At 64.9% G+C, this 16,645-nt stretch carries 8 protein-coding genes; 5 read left to right on the forward strand and 3 right to left on the reverse strand.

The window, feature by feature from the left end:
- Positions 1-190: 190 nt before the first annotated feature.
- Both JQ604_RS35850 and JQ604_RS35855 read right to left on the reverse strand, forming a co-directional pair.
- The gene (locus tag JQ604_RS35850; RefSeq protein ID WP_212365446.1) at positions 191-3,367 is read right to left on the reverse strand and encodes an efflux RND transporter permease subunit; all 3,177 of its coding nucleotides are present in this window, start codon (positions 3,365-3,367) and stop codon (positions 191-193) included.
- Positions 3,364-4,530 carry an efflux RND transporter periplasmic adaptor subunit gene (locus JQ604_RS35855; RefSeq protein ID WP_433996319.1) on the reverse strand — a complete coding sequence of 389 codons (1,167 nt, stop codon included), beginning with the start codon at positions 4,528-4,530 and terminating at the stop codon, positions 3,364-3,366. The genes JQ604_RS35850 and JQ604_RS35855 overlap by 4 nt, the downstream gene beginning before the upstream one ends.
- A 749-nt stretch (positions 4,531-5,279) precedes the next feature.
- On the opposite strand from JQ604_RS35855, the gene JQ604_RS35860 reads away from it, so the two are divergent.
- The 5 genes from JQ604_RS35860 to JQ604_RS35880 all read left to right on the forward strand — a co-directional run bounded on the left by JQ604_RS35860 (position 5,280) and on the right by JQ604_RS35880 (position 15,810).
- A complete protein-coding gene (locus JQ604_RS35860; RefSeq protein WP_212365448.1) occupies positions 5,280-13,265 on the forward strand; it encodes a cadherin domain-containing protein in 7,986 nt (2,661 codons plus the stop codon).
- A gap of 426 nt (positions 13,266-13,691) precedes the next feature.
- The gene (locus JQ604_RS35865) at positions 13,692-14,189 is read left to right on the forward strand and encodes a phage tail protein (protein WP_212365449.1); all 498 of its coding nucleotides are present in this window, start codon (positions 13,692-13,694) and stop codon (positions 14,187-14,189) included.
- 12 nt (positions 14,190-14,201) lie between these two features.
- On the forward strand, positions 14,202-14,705 hold the full coding sequence (locus tag JQ604_RS35870; RefSeq protein ID WP_212365450.1) for a phage tail protein: 504 nt from the start codon (positions 14,202-14,204) through the stop codon (positions 14,703-14,705).
- Positions 14,706-14,714: 9 nt separating this feature from the next.
- Positions 14,715-15,242, forward strand: a complete 528-nt coding sequence (locus tag JQ604_RS35875; protein ID WP_212365451.1) for a phage tail protein — start codon at positions 14,715-14,717, stop codon at positions 15,240-15,242.
- A 7-nt stretch (positions 15,243-15,249) separates the two neighbouring features.
- Positions 15,250-15,810, forward strand: coding sequence for a GNAT family N-acetyltransferase (locus JQ604_RS35880; protein WP_212365452.1), 561 nt, complete (start codon positions 15,250-15,252; stop codon positions 15,808-15,810).
- Here JQ604_RS35880 and JQ604_RS35885 read toward each other — a convergent pair.
- Positions 15,792-16,094, reverse strand: a complete 303-nt coding sequence (locus JQ604_RS35885; RefSeq protein WP_212365453.1) for a DUF6916 family protein — start codon at positions 16,092-16,094, stop codon at positions 15,792-15,794. The genes JQ604_RS35880 and JQ604_RS35885 overlap by 19 nt on opposite strands.
- Positions 16,095-16,645 lie beyond the last annotated feature (551 nt).

Raw genomic sequence — 16,645 nt, forward strand, 5'->3', positions numbered from 1 at the left:
TAGGCCAAAAGTATTGTCGGATCGGAGCCAAACCCAAATTCGTCGTCCCGGCGAAGGCCGGGACCCATAACCATCGCATTCGAAAATCGACACACCTGCGGCCCCAGCTTGCTTCAACAATTACCATTCGGGGTTATGGATCCCGGCCTTCGCCGGGACGACACCGTGGTGAGTTGGTGGGTCTGCGCGCTCAGGTCGCAGCAGGCGTCGTGGCGGCCGGCTTCCCGGGGTTCTTCCCCTCGGCCAAATTGCGTACCACCATGTAGAAGATCGGCGTGAAGATCAGGCCGAACAGTGTGACGCCGAGCATGCCGAAGAACACGGCGACGCCGACGGCCTGACGCATCTCCGATCCCGAGCCTGATGATACCACCAGCGGCAGCACGCCGAGGATGAAGGCGAACGACGTCATCAGGATCGGCCGCAAGCGCAGCCGGCAGGCTTCGATCACCGCGTCCAGCCGCGACTTGCCTTCGAGCTCGATGTCGCGCGCGAACTCGACGATCAGGATCGCGTTCTTCGCCGCCAGTCCCACCAGCACGACAAAGCCGATCTGGGTGAGGATGTTGACGTCCTGCCCCATCAGCCGCACCCCGATGGTGGCGGCGAGCAAGCACATCGGCACGATCAGGATCACCGCGAACGGCAAGGTCCAGCTGCCATATTGCGCGGCGAGCACGAGATAGACGAACAGCACGCAGATCGGGAACACGTAGAGGCCGGCACTGCCGCCGGTGACCTGCTGATAGGACAGGTCGGTCCATTCGAAGGTGAAGCCGCTCGGCAATGTCGTATCCGCAAGCTGCTTGATGGCGTTGAGCGCGGTCTGCGAGCTCGTCCCCGGCATCGGCTCGCCCTGCAGCTCGGACGCCGCATAGAGATTGTAGCGCGCGACGCGGTCGGGCCCGGAGATGTCGCGGAAATCGACCACGCTGCCGAGCATCACCATGTCGCCCGCCGCGTTGCGGGTGCGCAGCCGCGAGAGATCGGACGTTTCTTTTCGGAACGGCAGATCGGCCTGCGCGGTGACGTGATAGGTGCGTCCGAACAGGTTGAAGTCGTTGACGTAGGTCGAGCCGAAATAGGTCTGGATGGTGTCGTTGATGCCAGCGATGGGCACGCCGAGCTTCTGCGCCTTGACGCGATCGATATCGACGAACATTTGCGGCGTGTTCGCCGAGAAAGGCGAAAACACCGTGGGAGCGAGAAGCGAGGGCGATTTGCGAGCGGCCGCGACCAGTTCATCGGTCGCGGAGGCCAGAAACTCCGGCCCGCGGCCCTGCCTGTCCTGGATGCGGATGGTGAAGCCGCCCCCGGTGCCGATGCCGGGCACCGCGGGTGGCGGAATGACAATAATGAAGGCGCCCTGGATCGCCGACAGCCGCTTGCGCAGTTCGTTGGTGATCGCAGTCGCCGTCAGCCCCTTCTTCAGCCGCGCCTCCGGCTCATCGAACACCGGGAACAGCGCCGCCGCATTGCCGGCCTGGGTCCGGGTGGCGCCGGAGAAGCCGGCGAACGCCGCGACCTTGATGATCCCCGGCGTGTCCAGCGCGATGCGTTCGATCTCGCGCACCACCTCGGTGGTGCGCGCCAGCGAGGCGGCGCCGGGCAGTTGCGCGGAGATGATGACGTAGCCGCGGTCCTGCGCCGGGATGAAGCCCTGCGACGTCGTCGCCAGCAGCCAGCCGGCGCTGCCGATCAGCGCCACATAGATCAGCAGCATCACCACGGTGTGGTGGATCACGAAATCGGCCGCCCGCGCATAGCCGTGCGCGAGCCGATCGAAGATGCGGTTGAACACACCGGTGAACGCGTCCCAACCGCGGGCGATGATATTCCAGCTTGCCGGCGGCCGCTTCTCTTCATGCGGCACCAGGATCTGCGAGGCCAGCGCCGGCGACAGAGTCAGCGAGCAGAAGCAGGAGATCGCGGTGGCCACGGCAATGGTCACCGCGAATTGCTGGAAGAACTGGCCGGAAATGCCGCCGAGGAACGCGGTCGGCACGAACACGGCGCACAGCACCAGCGCGATCGAGACCAGCGCGCCGCCGACCTCCTCCATGGTCTTCAGCGCGGCATCCTTTCGGCTCATGCCGTGCTCGAGATGCCGCTCGACATTCTCGACCACCACGATGGCGTCGTCCACGACGATGCCGACCGCAAGCACGAGCCCGAACAAGGTGAGGTTGTTGATGGAGAAGCCGAGCGCGGCCATCACGGCGAAGGTGCCGACCAGCGACACCGGAATGGCGATGATCGGAATGATCGCGGGACGCCAGCCCTGCAGGAACACCAGCACCACGATCACGACCAGCGCCATCGCCTCGTAGATGGTCTTGATCAGCTCATGGACGGACTGTGCGATGAACTCGGTCGGGTTGTAGCCGATATTGTAGTCGAGCCCCTTGGGGAAGCTCGCCTTCAGCCGCACCATCGTGTCGGTGATGCTCTTTTCAGTGGCGAGCGCATTCGACCCCGGCCGCTGCGTCACCAGCAGGGCGACGGCTGATTTGCGCAGCAGGAAGCTGTTGGTGCTGTAGGAGAGCGCACCGAGCTCGACGCGGGCAATGTCGCGCAGGCGCACCACACGCCCGTCGGAGCCGGCCTTCACCACGATGTTCTCGAACTGCGCGGGATCCTTCAATCGTCCGGTGAAGACGAGGTTGGGCTGGAAGGCGCGGTCGGCGATCGGCGGCTCGGCGATCTGGCCGCCGGCGATCTGCAGGTTCTGGGCGCGGATCGCAGCCAGAACCTCGGCCGAGGTCAGGCCGAGATTGGAGATCTTGTCGGGATCGAGCCACAGCCGCATCGAATAATCGCGCGCGCCGAACATCTGGATGTCGCCGACGCCGTCGAGCCGCAGCAGCTGGTCGCGAACCTGCAGCAGCGCGTAGTTGGAGATGTAGAGCTGGTCGAAGGTGTCGTCGGGCGACAGCATGAACACGACCATCAGGATGTCGGGCGAGTTCTTGCGCGTGGTGACGCCGTTGCGCTGGACTTCCTCCGGCAAACGCGGCTGCGCGATCGCGACGCGGTTCTGCACCAGCACCTGGGCCTTATCCAGGTCGGTGCCGAGCTTGAAGGTGACGGTGATGGTGAGCTGGCCGTTCGAGGTCGCCTGGCTGTAGAGATACAGCATGTCCTCGACGCCGTTGATCTCCTGCTCGATCGGCGCGGCAACGGTGTCGGACACGGTCTGCGCCGAGGCGCCCGGATATTGCGTGGTGACGACGACGGTCGGCGGCACCACTTGCGGATATTCGGAGACCGGCAGCGTCTGGTAAGCGATCGCGCCGACAATCAGCAGCACGATCGACAGCACCATCGCCAGGATGGGCTGGTTGATGGAAAGCCTGCCGAGATTCATTTGGCACCTGCCGCCGGCGCTGCCTTGGTCGTCTCCTTGGCCATCTGCGGGGACACCTTGGCGCCGACGCGGGCGCGCTGGATGCCGTCGACGATCACGCGGTCGTCGGCCTTGAGGCCCTCGCGGATGATGCGCAGACCTTCATCGAGCGGCCCGAGCTTCACCTCCCGCGCCTCGACGGTGTCGTCGCCCTTGACCACGAACACGATCTTGCGGGACTGGTCGGTGGCAACAGCGGCATCCGGAATCAGCAGCGCCTCGTAGGGCGCGCTGCCGATCAGCCTCACGCGGCCGAACTGGCCGGGCAGGATGGAAAGGTCGGTGTTCTTGATCACCGCGCGGCTGCGCAGCGTGGCGGTGGAGACGTCGAGGCGGTTGTCGAGGAAGTTGATGGTGCCGTCATGCGACGGCTTGGTCTCGCCGGCCAACGTCACCTGCACGGGGTTGGCGGTATCGCGCGAGCTCGGGCGTTTCCCTTCGAACCACAGCTTGCTGTATTTGATGAAGGTCGCCTCATCCATGTCGAAATAGACGTAGATCGGATCGAGCGTCACGATCGAGGTGAGAAGCGTCGAGGTGCCGGTGTCGCTGCCCTGCACCAGATTGCCGGGGCTGACGAGGTGGCGGCTGACGCGGCCGGTGAGCGGCGCCACAACATGGGTGAACTCGATATTGAGCCGCGCGGCCTTCAGCGCGCCCTCGGCTTGCATCTCGGCGGCGTGCGCGGCCTGCAACGCCTGCCGGCGCTGGTCGACCACCTGTTCGGAGACCGCATTGGTCTGGACCAGGTTCAGCCCGCGGTCGAGCTCGCGCTTGGCCAGTTCCACCTTGGCGCGCGCGTCCGACAGTTGGCCCTCGGCCTGCTCGGCCGCGGCCTCGAACGGACGCGAGTCGATCACATAAAGCAGATCGCCCTGGTGCACGATCGCGCCGTCCTGGAATTCGACCGAGGTGACGAAGCCGCCGACCCGCGGGCGCACCTGCACCTCCTCGGCGGCTTCGAAGCGGCCGGTGAATTCATCCCAGTCGGTGACGGTGCGCTTGACCGGCTGCGCGACGGTAACCGGTGCCGGCGGTGGTGCTGCGGCCTGTTGCGCCTTCTCCTCGCAGCCCGCGAGCGCGAACGCGGCGAGCAGCACGAGCGGTGTCAGACGATAGTTCAATGAGCGCGTGGTGCCGGTCCCGTCGGGACGCACCAATGTGTCAGCCGCTATCAATTCCGTCTCCCCAAAGACTTCGAACCGGCAGGTCGCATCGATCAACGATGCGTGCCGGGTGCCACAGGCGGACGTCACAGATGTGACCGATCCCCAGTGTGTTCAAGGGCGTGGCCAGATCAAGCAAAATAATGATGCAGCCTGAGCGTGTTACGCGGTGAGCGCCGATGCCGGAAATGCTTTGTTTGACGGGGGCATGCCTGTTGGGCATCACACGCGGTCGACGCCGGCCGCGGCGTTATGACATCACGCCCATGTCACATTGGACGCAGGCACGGCGCGGTCGGGGTCCCGTCGCGTGAAAACCGCCCGCATCAAGGTTACCACCAGAGGTCATCCGCGAATATTTTCGCCACATTGACTCCCGGTTGCAGTCCCAATAACCTCATCGTTGCCAAAGCATTAATTTTTTGGCCGCCGCTTTTTTATTGAACCTTGTTTTGATCACTCTCTCGGTCGCGGCGCGGAGTCTGTGTGGGGCATTGCGCGATGACGGGCGAGTTCGATTCCGAGCACCCGCTTTCCGAATCAGCACTTTTCATCCGCCCCGCGCGTCGACGCGCTCGATTCTTGTCCCGCCGAATCCCGTCCCGCCCGATCGGTAATCAATCCCAGCGTGTGAACGAGTTCACACACATCCTCGCCCATACAGCGTAGTGAAATGACCGGCGCAACGCCCGGTCGCAGGAGCTCTCATGACGACCATACCTGCCTATACAATCGGTGGTATCACGAGGCCCGAGCTTCACCTCGATTCCGCAGGCAACATCGTTCTGGACCCGGCGGCCGAGGCCTTCGCCGCGCTCTATGGTCTGAAGTTCCTCTACCTCGGCTGCCCGCCCAACACGCCCTGGCCGCCGGTGCAAGATTCGCTGTCGACGCCGGTCGACAGCAATGCCACCGCCAACAGCGTGCTCGAAGGCGCCGCTGCCAACACCGTCGTCAACGTCACCGCGCATGCGACCAGCACGGCCGGGCTTCCCGTCACCTATTCGCTGATCGGCGACACCTCCGCCGGCGGCTTCAAGATTGATCCCAATACCGGCGTCGTCACCGTCAACAATCCCGCCAAGCTCGATTTCGAGAGCGCGGCCGGTCACGCCTATACCATCACGGTGAAGGCGAGCGACGGCATCCTCACCTCGCAGCAGACCTTCACGATTTCGGTTGCCGACGTCGCGCCGTCGACGCCGACCGACAGCAATGCCGCCACCAACCACGTTGCAGAAGGCGCGGCCGTCAACACCCTCGTCGGCATCACCGCGACCTCATCAGACGTCAATGGCGGCGCCGTCACGTTTGCGATCACCGGCGATACCTCGGGCGGCGGCTTCAAGGTCGATCCGCATACCGGTGTGGTCAGCGTCGCCGACGGCAGCAAGATCGACTACGAGAGCGCAGCCGGACATGCCTATTCGGTTACCGTCACAGCCAGCGACGGCACGCTGACGAGCGCGCAGACCTTTTCGATTGGCGTCGACGACGTCACGATCGGCGCACCGACCGACAGCAATGCCGCGGCCAATCACGTGGCGGAAGGCGCTGCAGCCGGCACCATCGTCGGCATCACCGCGTCCGCGATCGATCCGAACGGCCCGGCCACCACCTATTCGCTGATCGGCGACACCTCCGGCGGCGGCTTCACAATCAATGCCGCGACCGGCGTCGTCACGGTCGCCGATTCGACCAAGGTCGATTTCGAGACAGCCGCCGGCCACAACTACAGCGTCACCGTGCAGGCGACCAATGGCGCCACGACGACGTCGAGCAGCTTCACGATCGCCGTCGACGATGCGGCGCCGTCGTCACCCGTCGACAGCAACGCAGCCGCCAATTCGGTGACCGAAGGCGCCGCCAACGGCTCGACCGTCGGCATCACCGCGTCTTCGACCGACGTCAACGGCCCCGCCGTCACCTACAGCCTGATCGGCGACACCTCCGGCGGCGGATTCACGATCAATGCCGCAACGGGTGTCATCACCGTCGCCGATTCCACCAAGCTCGATTATGAGACGGCCGCCGGCCACGCCTACACCGTCACTGCCCAGGCCAGCGACGGCACGCTGGCGAGCTCGCAGACCTTCACCATCGCCGTCAACGACGTCGCCCCGTCGATCCCAGTCGACAGCAACGCTTCGGCGAATTCGGTGGCCGAGGGCGCATCGGCCGGCTCGACCGTCGGCATCACCGCATCCTCGACCGACGTCAACGGCCCGGCCGTGACCTACAGCCTGACCGGCGACACCTCCGGCGGCGGCTTCACCATCAATGCGGCCACCGGTGTCGTCACCGTCGCGGACCCGACCAAGATCGACTACGAGTCGTCGGGCGCGGGTCACAGCTACACGATCACCGCGCAGGCCAGCGACGGCACGCTGACGAGCTCGCAGACCTTTACGATCGCCGTCACCGACGCGGCACCTTCGACCCCGGTCGATTCCGATGCGGCGGCGAATTCCGTCGTGGAGGGCGCGGCCAACGGCTCGACCGTCGGCATCACCGCGTCCTCGACCGACGTCAACGGCCCGGCCGTGACCTACAGCCTGATCGGCGACACCTCCGGCGGCGGCTTCACCATCAATGCGGCGACCGGCGTCATCACCGTCGCCGATTCCACCAAGATCGATTTCGAGACATCGGGCGCAGGTCACAGCTACACCGTCACCGCGCAGGCGAGCGACGGCGTGCTGGCGAGCTCGCAGACCTTCACCATCGCCGTGTCGGACGTCGCCCCGTCGACCCCGGTCGACAGCGACGCCGCCGCCAATACGGTGGCCGAAGGCACCGCCAACGGTTCGACCGTCGGCATCACCGCGTCCTCGACCGACGTCAATGGTCCCGCCGTGACCTACAGCCTGATCGGCGACACCTCCGGCGGCGCCTTCACCATCAATGCCGCGACCGGCGTCATCACCGTCGCCGATACCACCAAGCTCGATTTCGAATCGTCGGGCGCCGGCCACAGCTACACCGTCACCGCGCAGGCCAGCGACGGCACGCTGGCGAGCTCGCAGACCTTCACCATCGGCGTGACCGACGTCGCACCCTCGACCCCGGTCGATTCCGACGCGGCGGCCAATTCGGTCGCCGAAGGCGCAGCCGCCGGCTCGACCGTCGGCGTCACCGCGGCGTCGACCGATGTCAACGGCCCGCCCGTGACCTGGTCGCTCACCGGCGACACTTCCGGCGGCGGCTTCACCATCAACGCGACCACCGGCGTCATCACGGTCGCCGATCCCACCAAGATCGATTTCGAATCCTCGGGTGCAGGCCACAGCTACACCGTGACCGCGCAGTCCAGCGACGGCACCCTGACCAGCTCGCAGACCTTCACCATCGCGGTGGCCGATGTGTCCCCGTCGACCCCAGTCGACGCCGATGCCAACACCAACACGATCGCCGAGGGCGCGGCCAACGGCTCGACCGTCGGCGTCACCGCGTCGTCGACCGACGTCAACGGCCCGGCCGTGACGTACTCACTGATCGGCGACACCTCCGGCGGCGGCTTCACCATCAATGCCGCGACCGGTGTCGTCACCATCGCCGATTCCACCAAGATCGATTTCGAAACCTCCGGCGGCAGCTACACCGTGACCGCGCAGGCCAGCGACGGCACGCTGGCGAGTTCGCACGCCTTTGTCATCGCCGTCACCGACGTCGCGCCGTCGACCCCGGTCGACAGCGACGGCGCCACCAACCAGGTCTCGATGAACGCGCCGGTCGGCACCTATACCGGCGTGACGGCGTCGTCGACCGACGTCAACGGACCGGCGGTGACCTATTCGCTGGTCGGCGACACCTCCGGCGGCGGCTTCACCGTCGATCCCACGACCGGCCAGGTCAAGGTCGCCGACTCCACCAAGATCCCCTACAACGCGGGCAGCCCGAGCTTCGACGTCACGGTTCAGGCCAGCGACGGCACGCTGACCAGCCAGCAGACCTTCACCATCGGCATCGTCCCGAACACGCCGCCCGTGGCCAACGACGATTCGCTGTCGGCCACCGAGGCCGGCGGCGCCAACAACGCGATTGCCGGCAGCAATCCGTCCGGCAACGTCATCCTCGGCACCGGTTCGGCCGGCGCCGTCCAGGATACCGACGCGCAGGACGCAAGCAGCGCGCTGACCGTCGTCGCGGTCCACACCGGCGCGGAGGGCGCCTCGACCGGCACCGGCACCGTCGGCCAGGATCTGATCGGAAGTCACGGTACCCTGCATCTCAACAGCGACGGCTCCTACACCTACGCGGTCAACCAGAATGACGCGCAGGTCCAGGCGCTGCATACGTCGGCCGACACGATCAACGACCAGTTCAACTACACGATCCAGGACACCGGCGGCCTGCAGGACACCGCGACGATCACCTTCACCATCCATGGTGCGGACGATCTGCCGGTGGCCGTCGCCGACACCGGCACGATGACCGAGGACGATGCGCCGACCTCGTTCAACGTCATCGCCAACGATAGCCAGGACCCGGATTCCACCGCGTCGAATGCCATCACGCTCGGGCCGGGCGGCATCACCGTCACCGGTCCGGTCGGCACGACCTTCGTCAACACCGACGCGACCGCTTCGATCGTCAGCAACCAGGTGCAGGTGACGCTGGACAACGCCCATTTCCAGCAGCTGGCGCTGGGCGAGCACGCCACCGTCACGGTGCCCTACACGCTGACCGGCGATGCCGGCGAAACCTCGTCGGCGAATCTCGTCGTCACCGTCAACGGCGTCAACGACGTGCCGGTCGCCGTCGATGATTCCGGAACCATGACCGAAGACCAGTCCGGTCATGCCTTCACCGTGCTCACCAACGACACGCTCGACGCCGACCACAGCGCGCCGAACAACGTGACGGCAGGCGCGGTCAGCAATCTGTCTGCGCCCTCGGGCGAGAACATCGACCTCACGGACGTCGCGGTCAGCGTCAACGGCTCGAACCAGATCGTGGTCAATCTCGGCTCCGACTTCCAGCATCTGCAGGACGGCGAGAGCGCCACGTTCGACGTCGCCTACACACTGCACGGCGACCAGGCCGGCGACACCTCGACGGCGTCGCTTCATGTCACGGTGACCGGCATCAACGATGCCCCGACCGCCAGCAACTTCACCTTCAACGGCGCCAACAGCGCGATCGGCAACACCGACCTCGTGGTCAACGACCCGACCGACGGCGCGCCGGATCCGGCCGGCCCGCAGAAGACCATCTCCGGCAGCCTGCTCAGCGGCGCCAGCGATATCGACGGCCCCGGACCGCTGATCGTGGTCGCCGGCACCATTGCGACCGCGCAGGGCGGCACCGTCACCATGCAGTCCGACGGCGACTTCATCTACAAGCCGGCGGTCGGCTTCACCGGATCGGATTCCTTCAATTACCAGGTCTCGGACCAGAACGCCGGCGCCTCCGGCGTCGGGCTCGGCACGGGAACGGTGACGATCAACGTCGCGACGCCGAAGGTCTGGTACGTCAACGCGGCGACCGGCAGCGACACCACCGGCGACGGCTCCTCCGAAAAACCGTTCGCCTCGCTGGCGCCGCTGTCGACGGGCGGCTCGGCGGATGCGCTCGACGGCCCCAACGACACGATCTTCCTCTACAACGGCACCTATAACAGCGGCATCGTGCTGGAAAACGGCCAGCAGCTGATCGCCCAGAACCAGGGCCTGACGGTCAACGGCACCACGCTCGAGGCGGCAACCGCCGGCAGCGTCACGATCAACGGCACGGTGACGCTGGCCAGCGGCAACACCATCGACGGCGTCAGCTTCGGCAACACCAGCGGCTTCTCGCTGCAGGATTCCGGCGCGTCCGTCGGAACCGCCACCGTCGCGCACAGCTCGATCAACAACGCCAATGGCGGCGCGGTGAACATCGCCAATGGCGGCACGCTCGCCATGAACTTCAGCAGCATCAGCGCGAGCGGCACCACGACCAGCGCGATCTCGCTCAACAACACCACGGGATCGTTCACCGGATCGGGCGGCACGCTGAACAACGGCGCCGCCACCGCCGCCGACGTCTCGATCACCGGCGCCAACAACGTCAACTTCACCTATGGCGGCAACATCAACGACACGACCGGCAGCACGGTCGCGATCTCCAGCCAGACCGGCGGCACCAAGGACTTCAACGGTTCGATCAATGGCGGCGCCATCTCGCTGACCAACAATACCGGCGCCACGATGAGCTTCGACGGCGGCGTCACCCTGTCGACGGGAGCCGCGAACGCCTTCACTGCGACCGGCGGCGGCACGGTGAGCGTCACCGGCGCGACCAACACACTCGCCACCACCACGGGCACCGCGCTCAACGTCACCAATACCAACATCGGCGCCAGCGGCCTTACTTTCAAGAGCATCTCGGCCACCGGCTCATCGGGCAGCGCCGGCATCGTTCTCGACACGACGGGATCGGCAGGCGGGCTCACGGTCACCGGCGACGGGACTGCCGGCTCCGGCGGCACAATCAACAACAAGACGGGTGCCGATATCCTCACCGGCACCGACGCCGGCGGACAGACGACATCGGGTACCGGTGGCACCGGCATCTACCTGCACAGCACCTCAAACGTGTCGCTGAGCAACATGTCGCTGCATGATTTCAGCAACTTTGCGATCTACGGCAACAACGTCACCGGCTTCACGCTCGCCAACAGCACGATCAGCGGCACCAACGGCAGCAACAATGCCGGAGACCGCGAGGAGAGCAGCATCCGGTTCGACAATCTGCTGGGCGCCGCCTCGATCACCGGCTCCAGCATCTCCGGCGGCTTCGACGAGAACGTCGACCTCTACAATACAAGCGGTACGTTGAACCGCCTGACGATGGACAACAATACGTTCGGTCTGATCGGCAGCACCGGCAACGACAACGTCCGCGGACAGGTCTTCAATTCCGCGACCGCCAACTACACCGTGACGAACAGCACGTTCGCCGGAACACGCGCGGACTTCATCGCCTTCGTTGCCAACAACAATTCGTCGATGGATGTTGTGGTTCGCGGCAACACGTTCCACAACGGCCAGACCATCATCCCCGGCGGCGGAACGGCAGTCGATGTCAGAAGCGGATCCGGCGGCCTCGTCTCCGCCGCGACCACCACCTTCGACATCTCGCACAACACCCTGACGGATGGCGGCGCCAACGCGTTCGACACCGTCGGCATCTTCGTCGCCAAGGGCCAGGACAACGGCACCATGTCCGGCACCATCGCAAGCAACGCGATCGGGCCGGCGAAGGTGAACTCGAACTCCGACGGCATCTTCGTCCGCGACGCCGGCGCCGGCAGCCTGACGACGCTGATCCAGAACAACACCATCACCGGCGTCGGCAATAACGGCATTCATCTGCAGAACAACGACGGCAGCTCGACCCTGAACGCCTCGATCTACGGCAACTCGGTGTCGTCTCCGACCTCCACGGTTCCGTTCGCCGCGCTGCTCGTCGACAACGGGGCGACGGCGACCGACACCAGCACGACGAACGTCGTGATCGGCTCGGGCACCGGCGGCGCCGGCAGCAAGAACACGCTGAACCACAGCTCGCTCTACGCCACCGATGTGGAACTGAGCAACTTCAACGCCAGCACCCATTTGAATCTTTCGAGGAACGGTTCGGGCTCGGGCACCGTTGCGGGCGTGATCACCGACGACAACACCAGCAATACGGGCGGCATCACCGTGGATACCTCGGGCGGAAACGGCACGACGACGCTCGTCAACACCCTGCCGACGCTTCCGGCGCCGGTCGCACCGCTGCTGACCCAGGCGGGCGGCGTGCAGGCGACGACACCGACCACGGGCGAGATGAACCTGACGCAAAGCGAGCTCGACTTGGCCGTGACAGCAGCCATCGCGCAATGGGCGGCCGCAGGCGCCAGTGCCGCTCAGATCGCCGCAATGCATGCCGTCACCTTCAGCGTCGCCGACCTGTCCGGCCAGATCCTCGGCCAGGAAGGCGCCAACCACATCACGATCGACACCGATGCTGCGGGCCATGGCTGGTTCACCGACACGAGCAACGCGGCGTTCACCCACGCCGTCAATTCGTCAGGAACCGATCTGCTGACCGATCCCTCGTCGGCCGCGGCCGGGCATATGGATTTGCTGACCACCGTGGCGCACGAGCTCGGGCACGTGATCGGCCTGCCCGACTCGACGGCGTCGTCCGACGTCCACGATCTGATGTTTATCGGCCTTGCCGACGGCGAGCGCCGGCTGGCCAGCGCTGCGGATGTCGCGCAGGCCAACGCATCTGCGGCGTCGCAAACCAGCAGCAGCTTCGTCAGCGACAATGGCGGCCACAATTTCGTGTTCTCCGAGCCGCCCGTTCCAGCGGCGACGACGCCCCCGGCGCCTCCGGTATTGAGCGCCATCCTCGCCGCCCTGCAAAACGCGCAATCCTTCCCCGTGGCGTGGTTCACGGGACATTTCGTCGATCCGAACGGCGCACCGTGGCACAGTGCGAGCGGGACGCCCGTCAGCGATAGCCATGACATTGGTGGTGGTATGAGCGGCGGTTTCACCGTGTCCGCCGCCGGCAGCCCGGTCACCCTGTCGCCGACAGCGCTCGCCGGCGCCCTCACCTTGCCCGACACGCATTACACGCTTCCGGATCCGTCGCACGGCGCGACGCTTCCGGATACTTTCCAAGTCGCGCCGATCCATGGCGGGCTGTTGATCTGAGCTGGCCTCGCGCAGGACGACAGGCGTCCGTCGAACGCTCCTTCGGCGGACGCCTTTCATTCTGACGCTGTCAATTATGGCTTTGACCGAGGAATCTGCGCTCGTCGAAATGAGCATTCGCGCCCCGACGATTCCTGACTTCGACCTCGCTTCAACTCAATCCCGCCGCGCTTCAGCTCAGTCGCGAGCATGCGCGGATGTGCAATTTGTGACACGACCGGGCTCGATCGAGGCACGCGAAGACACAACTTGCAGCTGCATCGCGCGATAACGGGACACATGCCGCGCGCAGCAAAACAATTCAAGAGATCGCACAATCGTTGAGGTTGCACTTATCTCAAAACACGCTATCGTGCAAACCTTCCCGGCGCGACGCGCATTGTCTTATTCTTTCTGAAATCACCAGATTCATCCGACGGAGGATCGATGTCCGAACCGTTTCTCTCAGAAATCAAGATGATGTCGTTCAACTTCCCGCCGAAGGGATGGGCCTTCTGCAACGGCCAGACTTTGCCGATCAATCAGAACCAGGCGCTGTTCTCCCTGCTCGGAACGACCTATGGCGGCAACGGTACGACCACGTTCCTGCTGCCCAACCTGCAGGGCCGAGTGCCGATGCACATGGGCTCCGGCCACACGCTTGGCGAGGTCGGTGGCGAGCAGAGCCACACGCTGACGGTTGGGGAGATGCCGCAGCATCAGCACATCTTTCAGGGCACGACGAACAACGCCGACAGTCCCGCCGTCACCGGCAATCTGATGGCGACATCCGCCAACCTCTACACCGCAGCCGCCAATTTGACGACGCTGGTGCCGGGCACGGTCGGCAATGCCGGTGGTTCGCAGCCCCACGAAAACATGCAGCCCTACCTCACGATCAACTTTTGCATCGCGTTGCAGGGCGTCTTCCCCTCGCAGAACTAGAAGGACGTACCTATGAGTCAGCCCTTCGTCGGCGAAATTCGCATGTTCGGCGGCAATTTTGCGCCGGTCGGATGGATGCTCTGCCAGGGGCAGACGCTACCCATTTCCGGGAATGAAGTTCTGTTCCAGTTGATTGGAACAACCTATGGTGGAGATGGTCAAAGCACATTCAACTTGCCCAATCTGCAGGGCCGCCTGCCCATGCACCAGGGCAGCAGTTTCGTCATGGGACAGAGCGCCGGCGTCGAGAGCGTGACGCTGACGACCCAGCAACTGCCGGTTCACTCGCATGCGCTCTCGGCCTCGCTGAACAACGCGACCAGCAGCACCGTGGCCGGCAACGTCGTCGGCGTCGTGGGCGCGACGCAGATCTACCGGGAGGTCGCCGCAGCCTCGCCGATGGCAGCTCAGGCCTGCACGCCGACCGGCGGCAGCCAGCCGCACGACAACATGCAGCCCTACCTTGCCATCAACTTCATCATTTCGCTGTTCGGCGTTTTTCCGAGTCAAACCTAGGACGGGACCATGTCTGATCCATTCGTGGCCGAGATTCGCATCTTCCCGTTCAACTTCGCTCCCCGGGGATGGGCTTTCTGCAACAATCAGTTGATGCCGATCTCGCAGAACACTGCGCTGTTCTCGCTGCTGGGCACCACCTATGGCGGCGACGGCAAAAGCACCTTCGCATTGCCGGGCCTGCAGGGATGCGCGCCCATGCAGCAGGGCCAAAGCACCACAGGCACCTTCTACGATCTCGGACAGACCAGCGGGAGCGATACCGTGACCGTACTGCAGAGCGAGATGGCGAGCCACAATCATCCGATCGACGGCAACATCGGTCAATCCAATCTGGCCACGCCGAGCCCGGCGCGGTCGCTGGCCAGGGCAAATCCGGGCCAGGCCTACACCGCGACACTGACCAACATCTCGCAATTTTCTCCGACCAGCTCGATCCAGATCACGGGTGGCAGTCAGCCCCACAACAATCTGATGCCCTATCTCACCGTGAATTTCTGCATCGCATTGCAGGGCATCTTCCCGGCGCGCGGCTGAGTGCGTCATGAGCGGCGATCGGGAGACCATCGACGTGGCTTCCGCGTCGCTTCGATGGCGGCGCGCCGCGGACGCGGGGCTGGCCTTTCGGCGCATCACGGACGCCGATTTGCCTTTCCTCTCGCATCTCTATGCATCGACCCGCGCCGATGAACTGGCCGCGGTGCCCTGGAGCGACGAACAGAAGGCCGCGTTCCTCGACATGCAGTTCCGAGCGCAACACGCTCACTACCAGCAATATTATCCGACGGCCGACTGGCTCGTGACGATGTGCGCCGGGCAGGACATCGGCCGTCTCTATCTCGATCGCTGGCCCAGCGAGCATTGTGTGATCGACATTGCCTTCCTGCCCGAGCATCGCGGAAAGGGTCTTGGCGCCGCGCTGATGCATGACGTCCTGGACGAGGCTGCCGACGCCGGCAAGGCCGTGTCCATCCATGTCGAGAAGTTCAATCCAGCAATGCGGTTGTATCGCCGGCTCGGCTTTGTGACCGAAGAGGACAAGGGCGTCTACGACCTGATGCGCTGGCGCGCGCCGGCCGTCGCCGATCAGGTGAAAATCGCCTGATAGCCGTTGCCATCGGCCATCGGACCGATCGGCACCAGGAATATCTCCATCGTCCCGAGCGAAGGATGCGCGACCGGGTAGATCGCCTGGGGCAGTGAACAATCCCTCGGCGCCGCAAACACCAGCGAGAACGCCCCACCCAGCCGCCCACTATGGCCGGCCGGCTCGACCTTGATGAGCTTCAACGGCAAGGCCCGATCCACAGCCTGCATCTCGAACACGCGCCCCTCGTGCGCGGTGAAGTCGTCGATGTTCAGTCTCGCAAGGTCGGCAGAAGACGACATGCAGGGCACTCCTGGTTGCTGCCGACGTGTAGCACGGCGTGCGGGGTTTGCAGCGAAATATTCGGCGAGAGAAAGTTGTGCGCGTTGAGGCGCACGGGCTTATCGGCTGGCTCGCTTCGCCTCTCCCGCTTGCGGGGGAGGCCGACGCGCTCGAAGAGCGCGGCGGGTGGGGGCTCTCTCCGCGCAGGGAATCCCGATGCGGAGACACCCCCACCGTAGCCGATGCTTCGCATCGGCGTTCTTGTAGAACGGTGGCCGAAGGCCACCTATGCCTCCCCCGCAAGCGGGAGAGGGACCCTTCCGCCAGTGCAGTCCTCACGAATCGCAGAATTCGCCGTTCCGGGCATCAGTTATTTTTCCGAATTTTGCTTACGATTAGACGAATCAAACTTGACATCCACCCAAATCAGTGGTCTAATCCGCGCGTCTCATCCGACACGAGGGGCGCTCGCGAACGCCACGAACGTGGGTGCAGATGCGGTGGCCGCCGAGCGTGCGACAGGCGTGTGTGCGCAAGGCGGACGGTGAAGTCGTGTGGGCCTGCCGCCCCG

It is taken from the genome of Bradyrhizobium jicamae (genome assembly GCF_018130695.1).
Taxonomy (GTDB): domain Bacteria; phylum Pseudomonadota; class Alphaproteobacteria; order Rhizobiales; family Xanthobacteraceae; genus Bradyrhizobium; species Bradyrhizobium jicamae_B.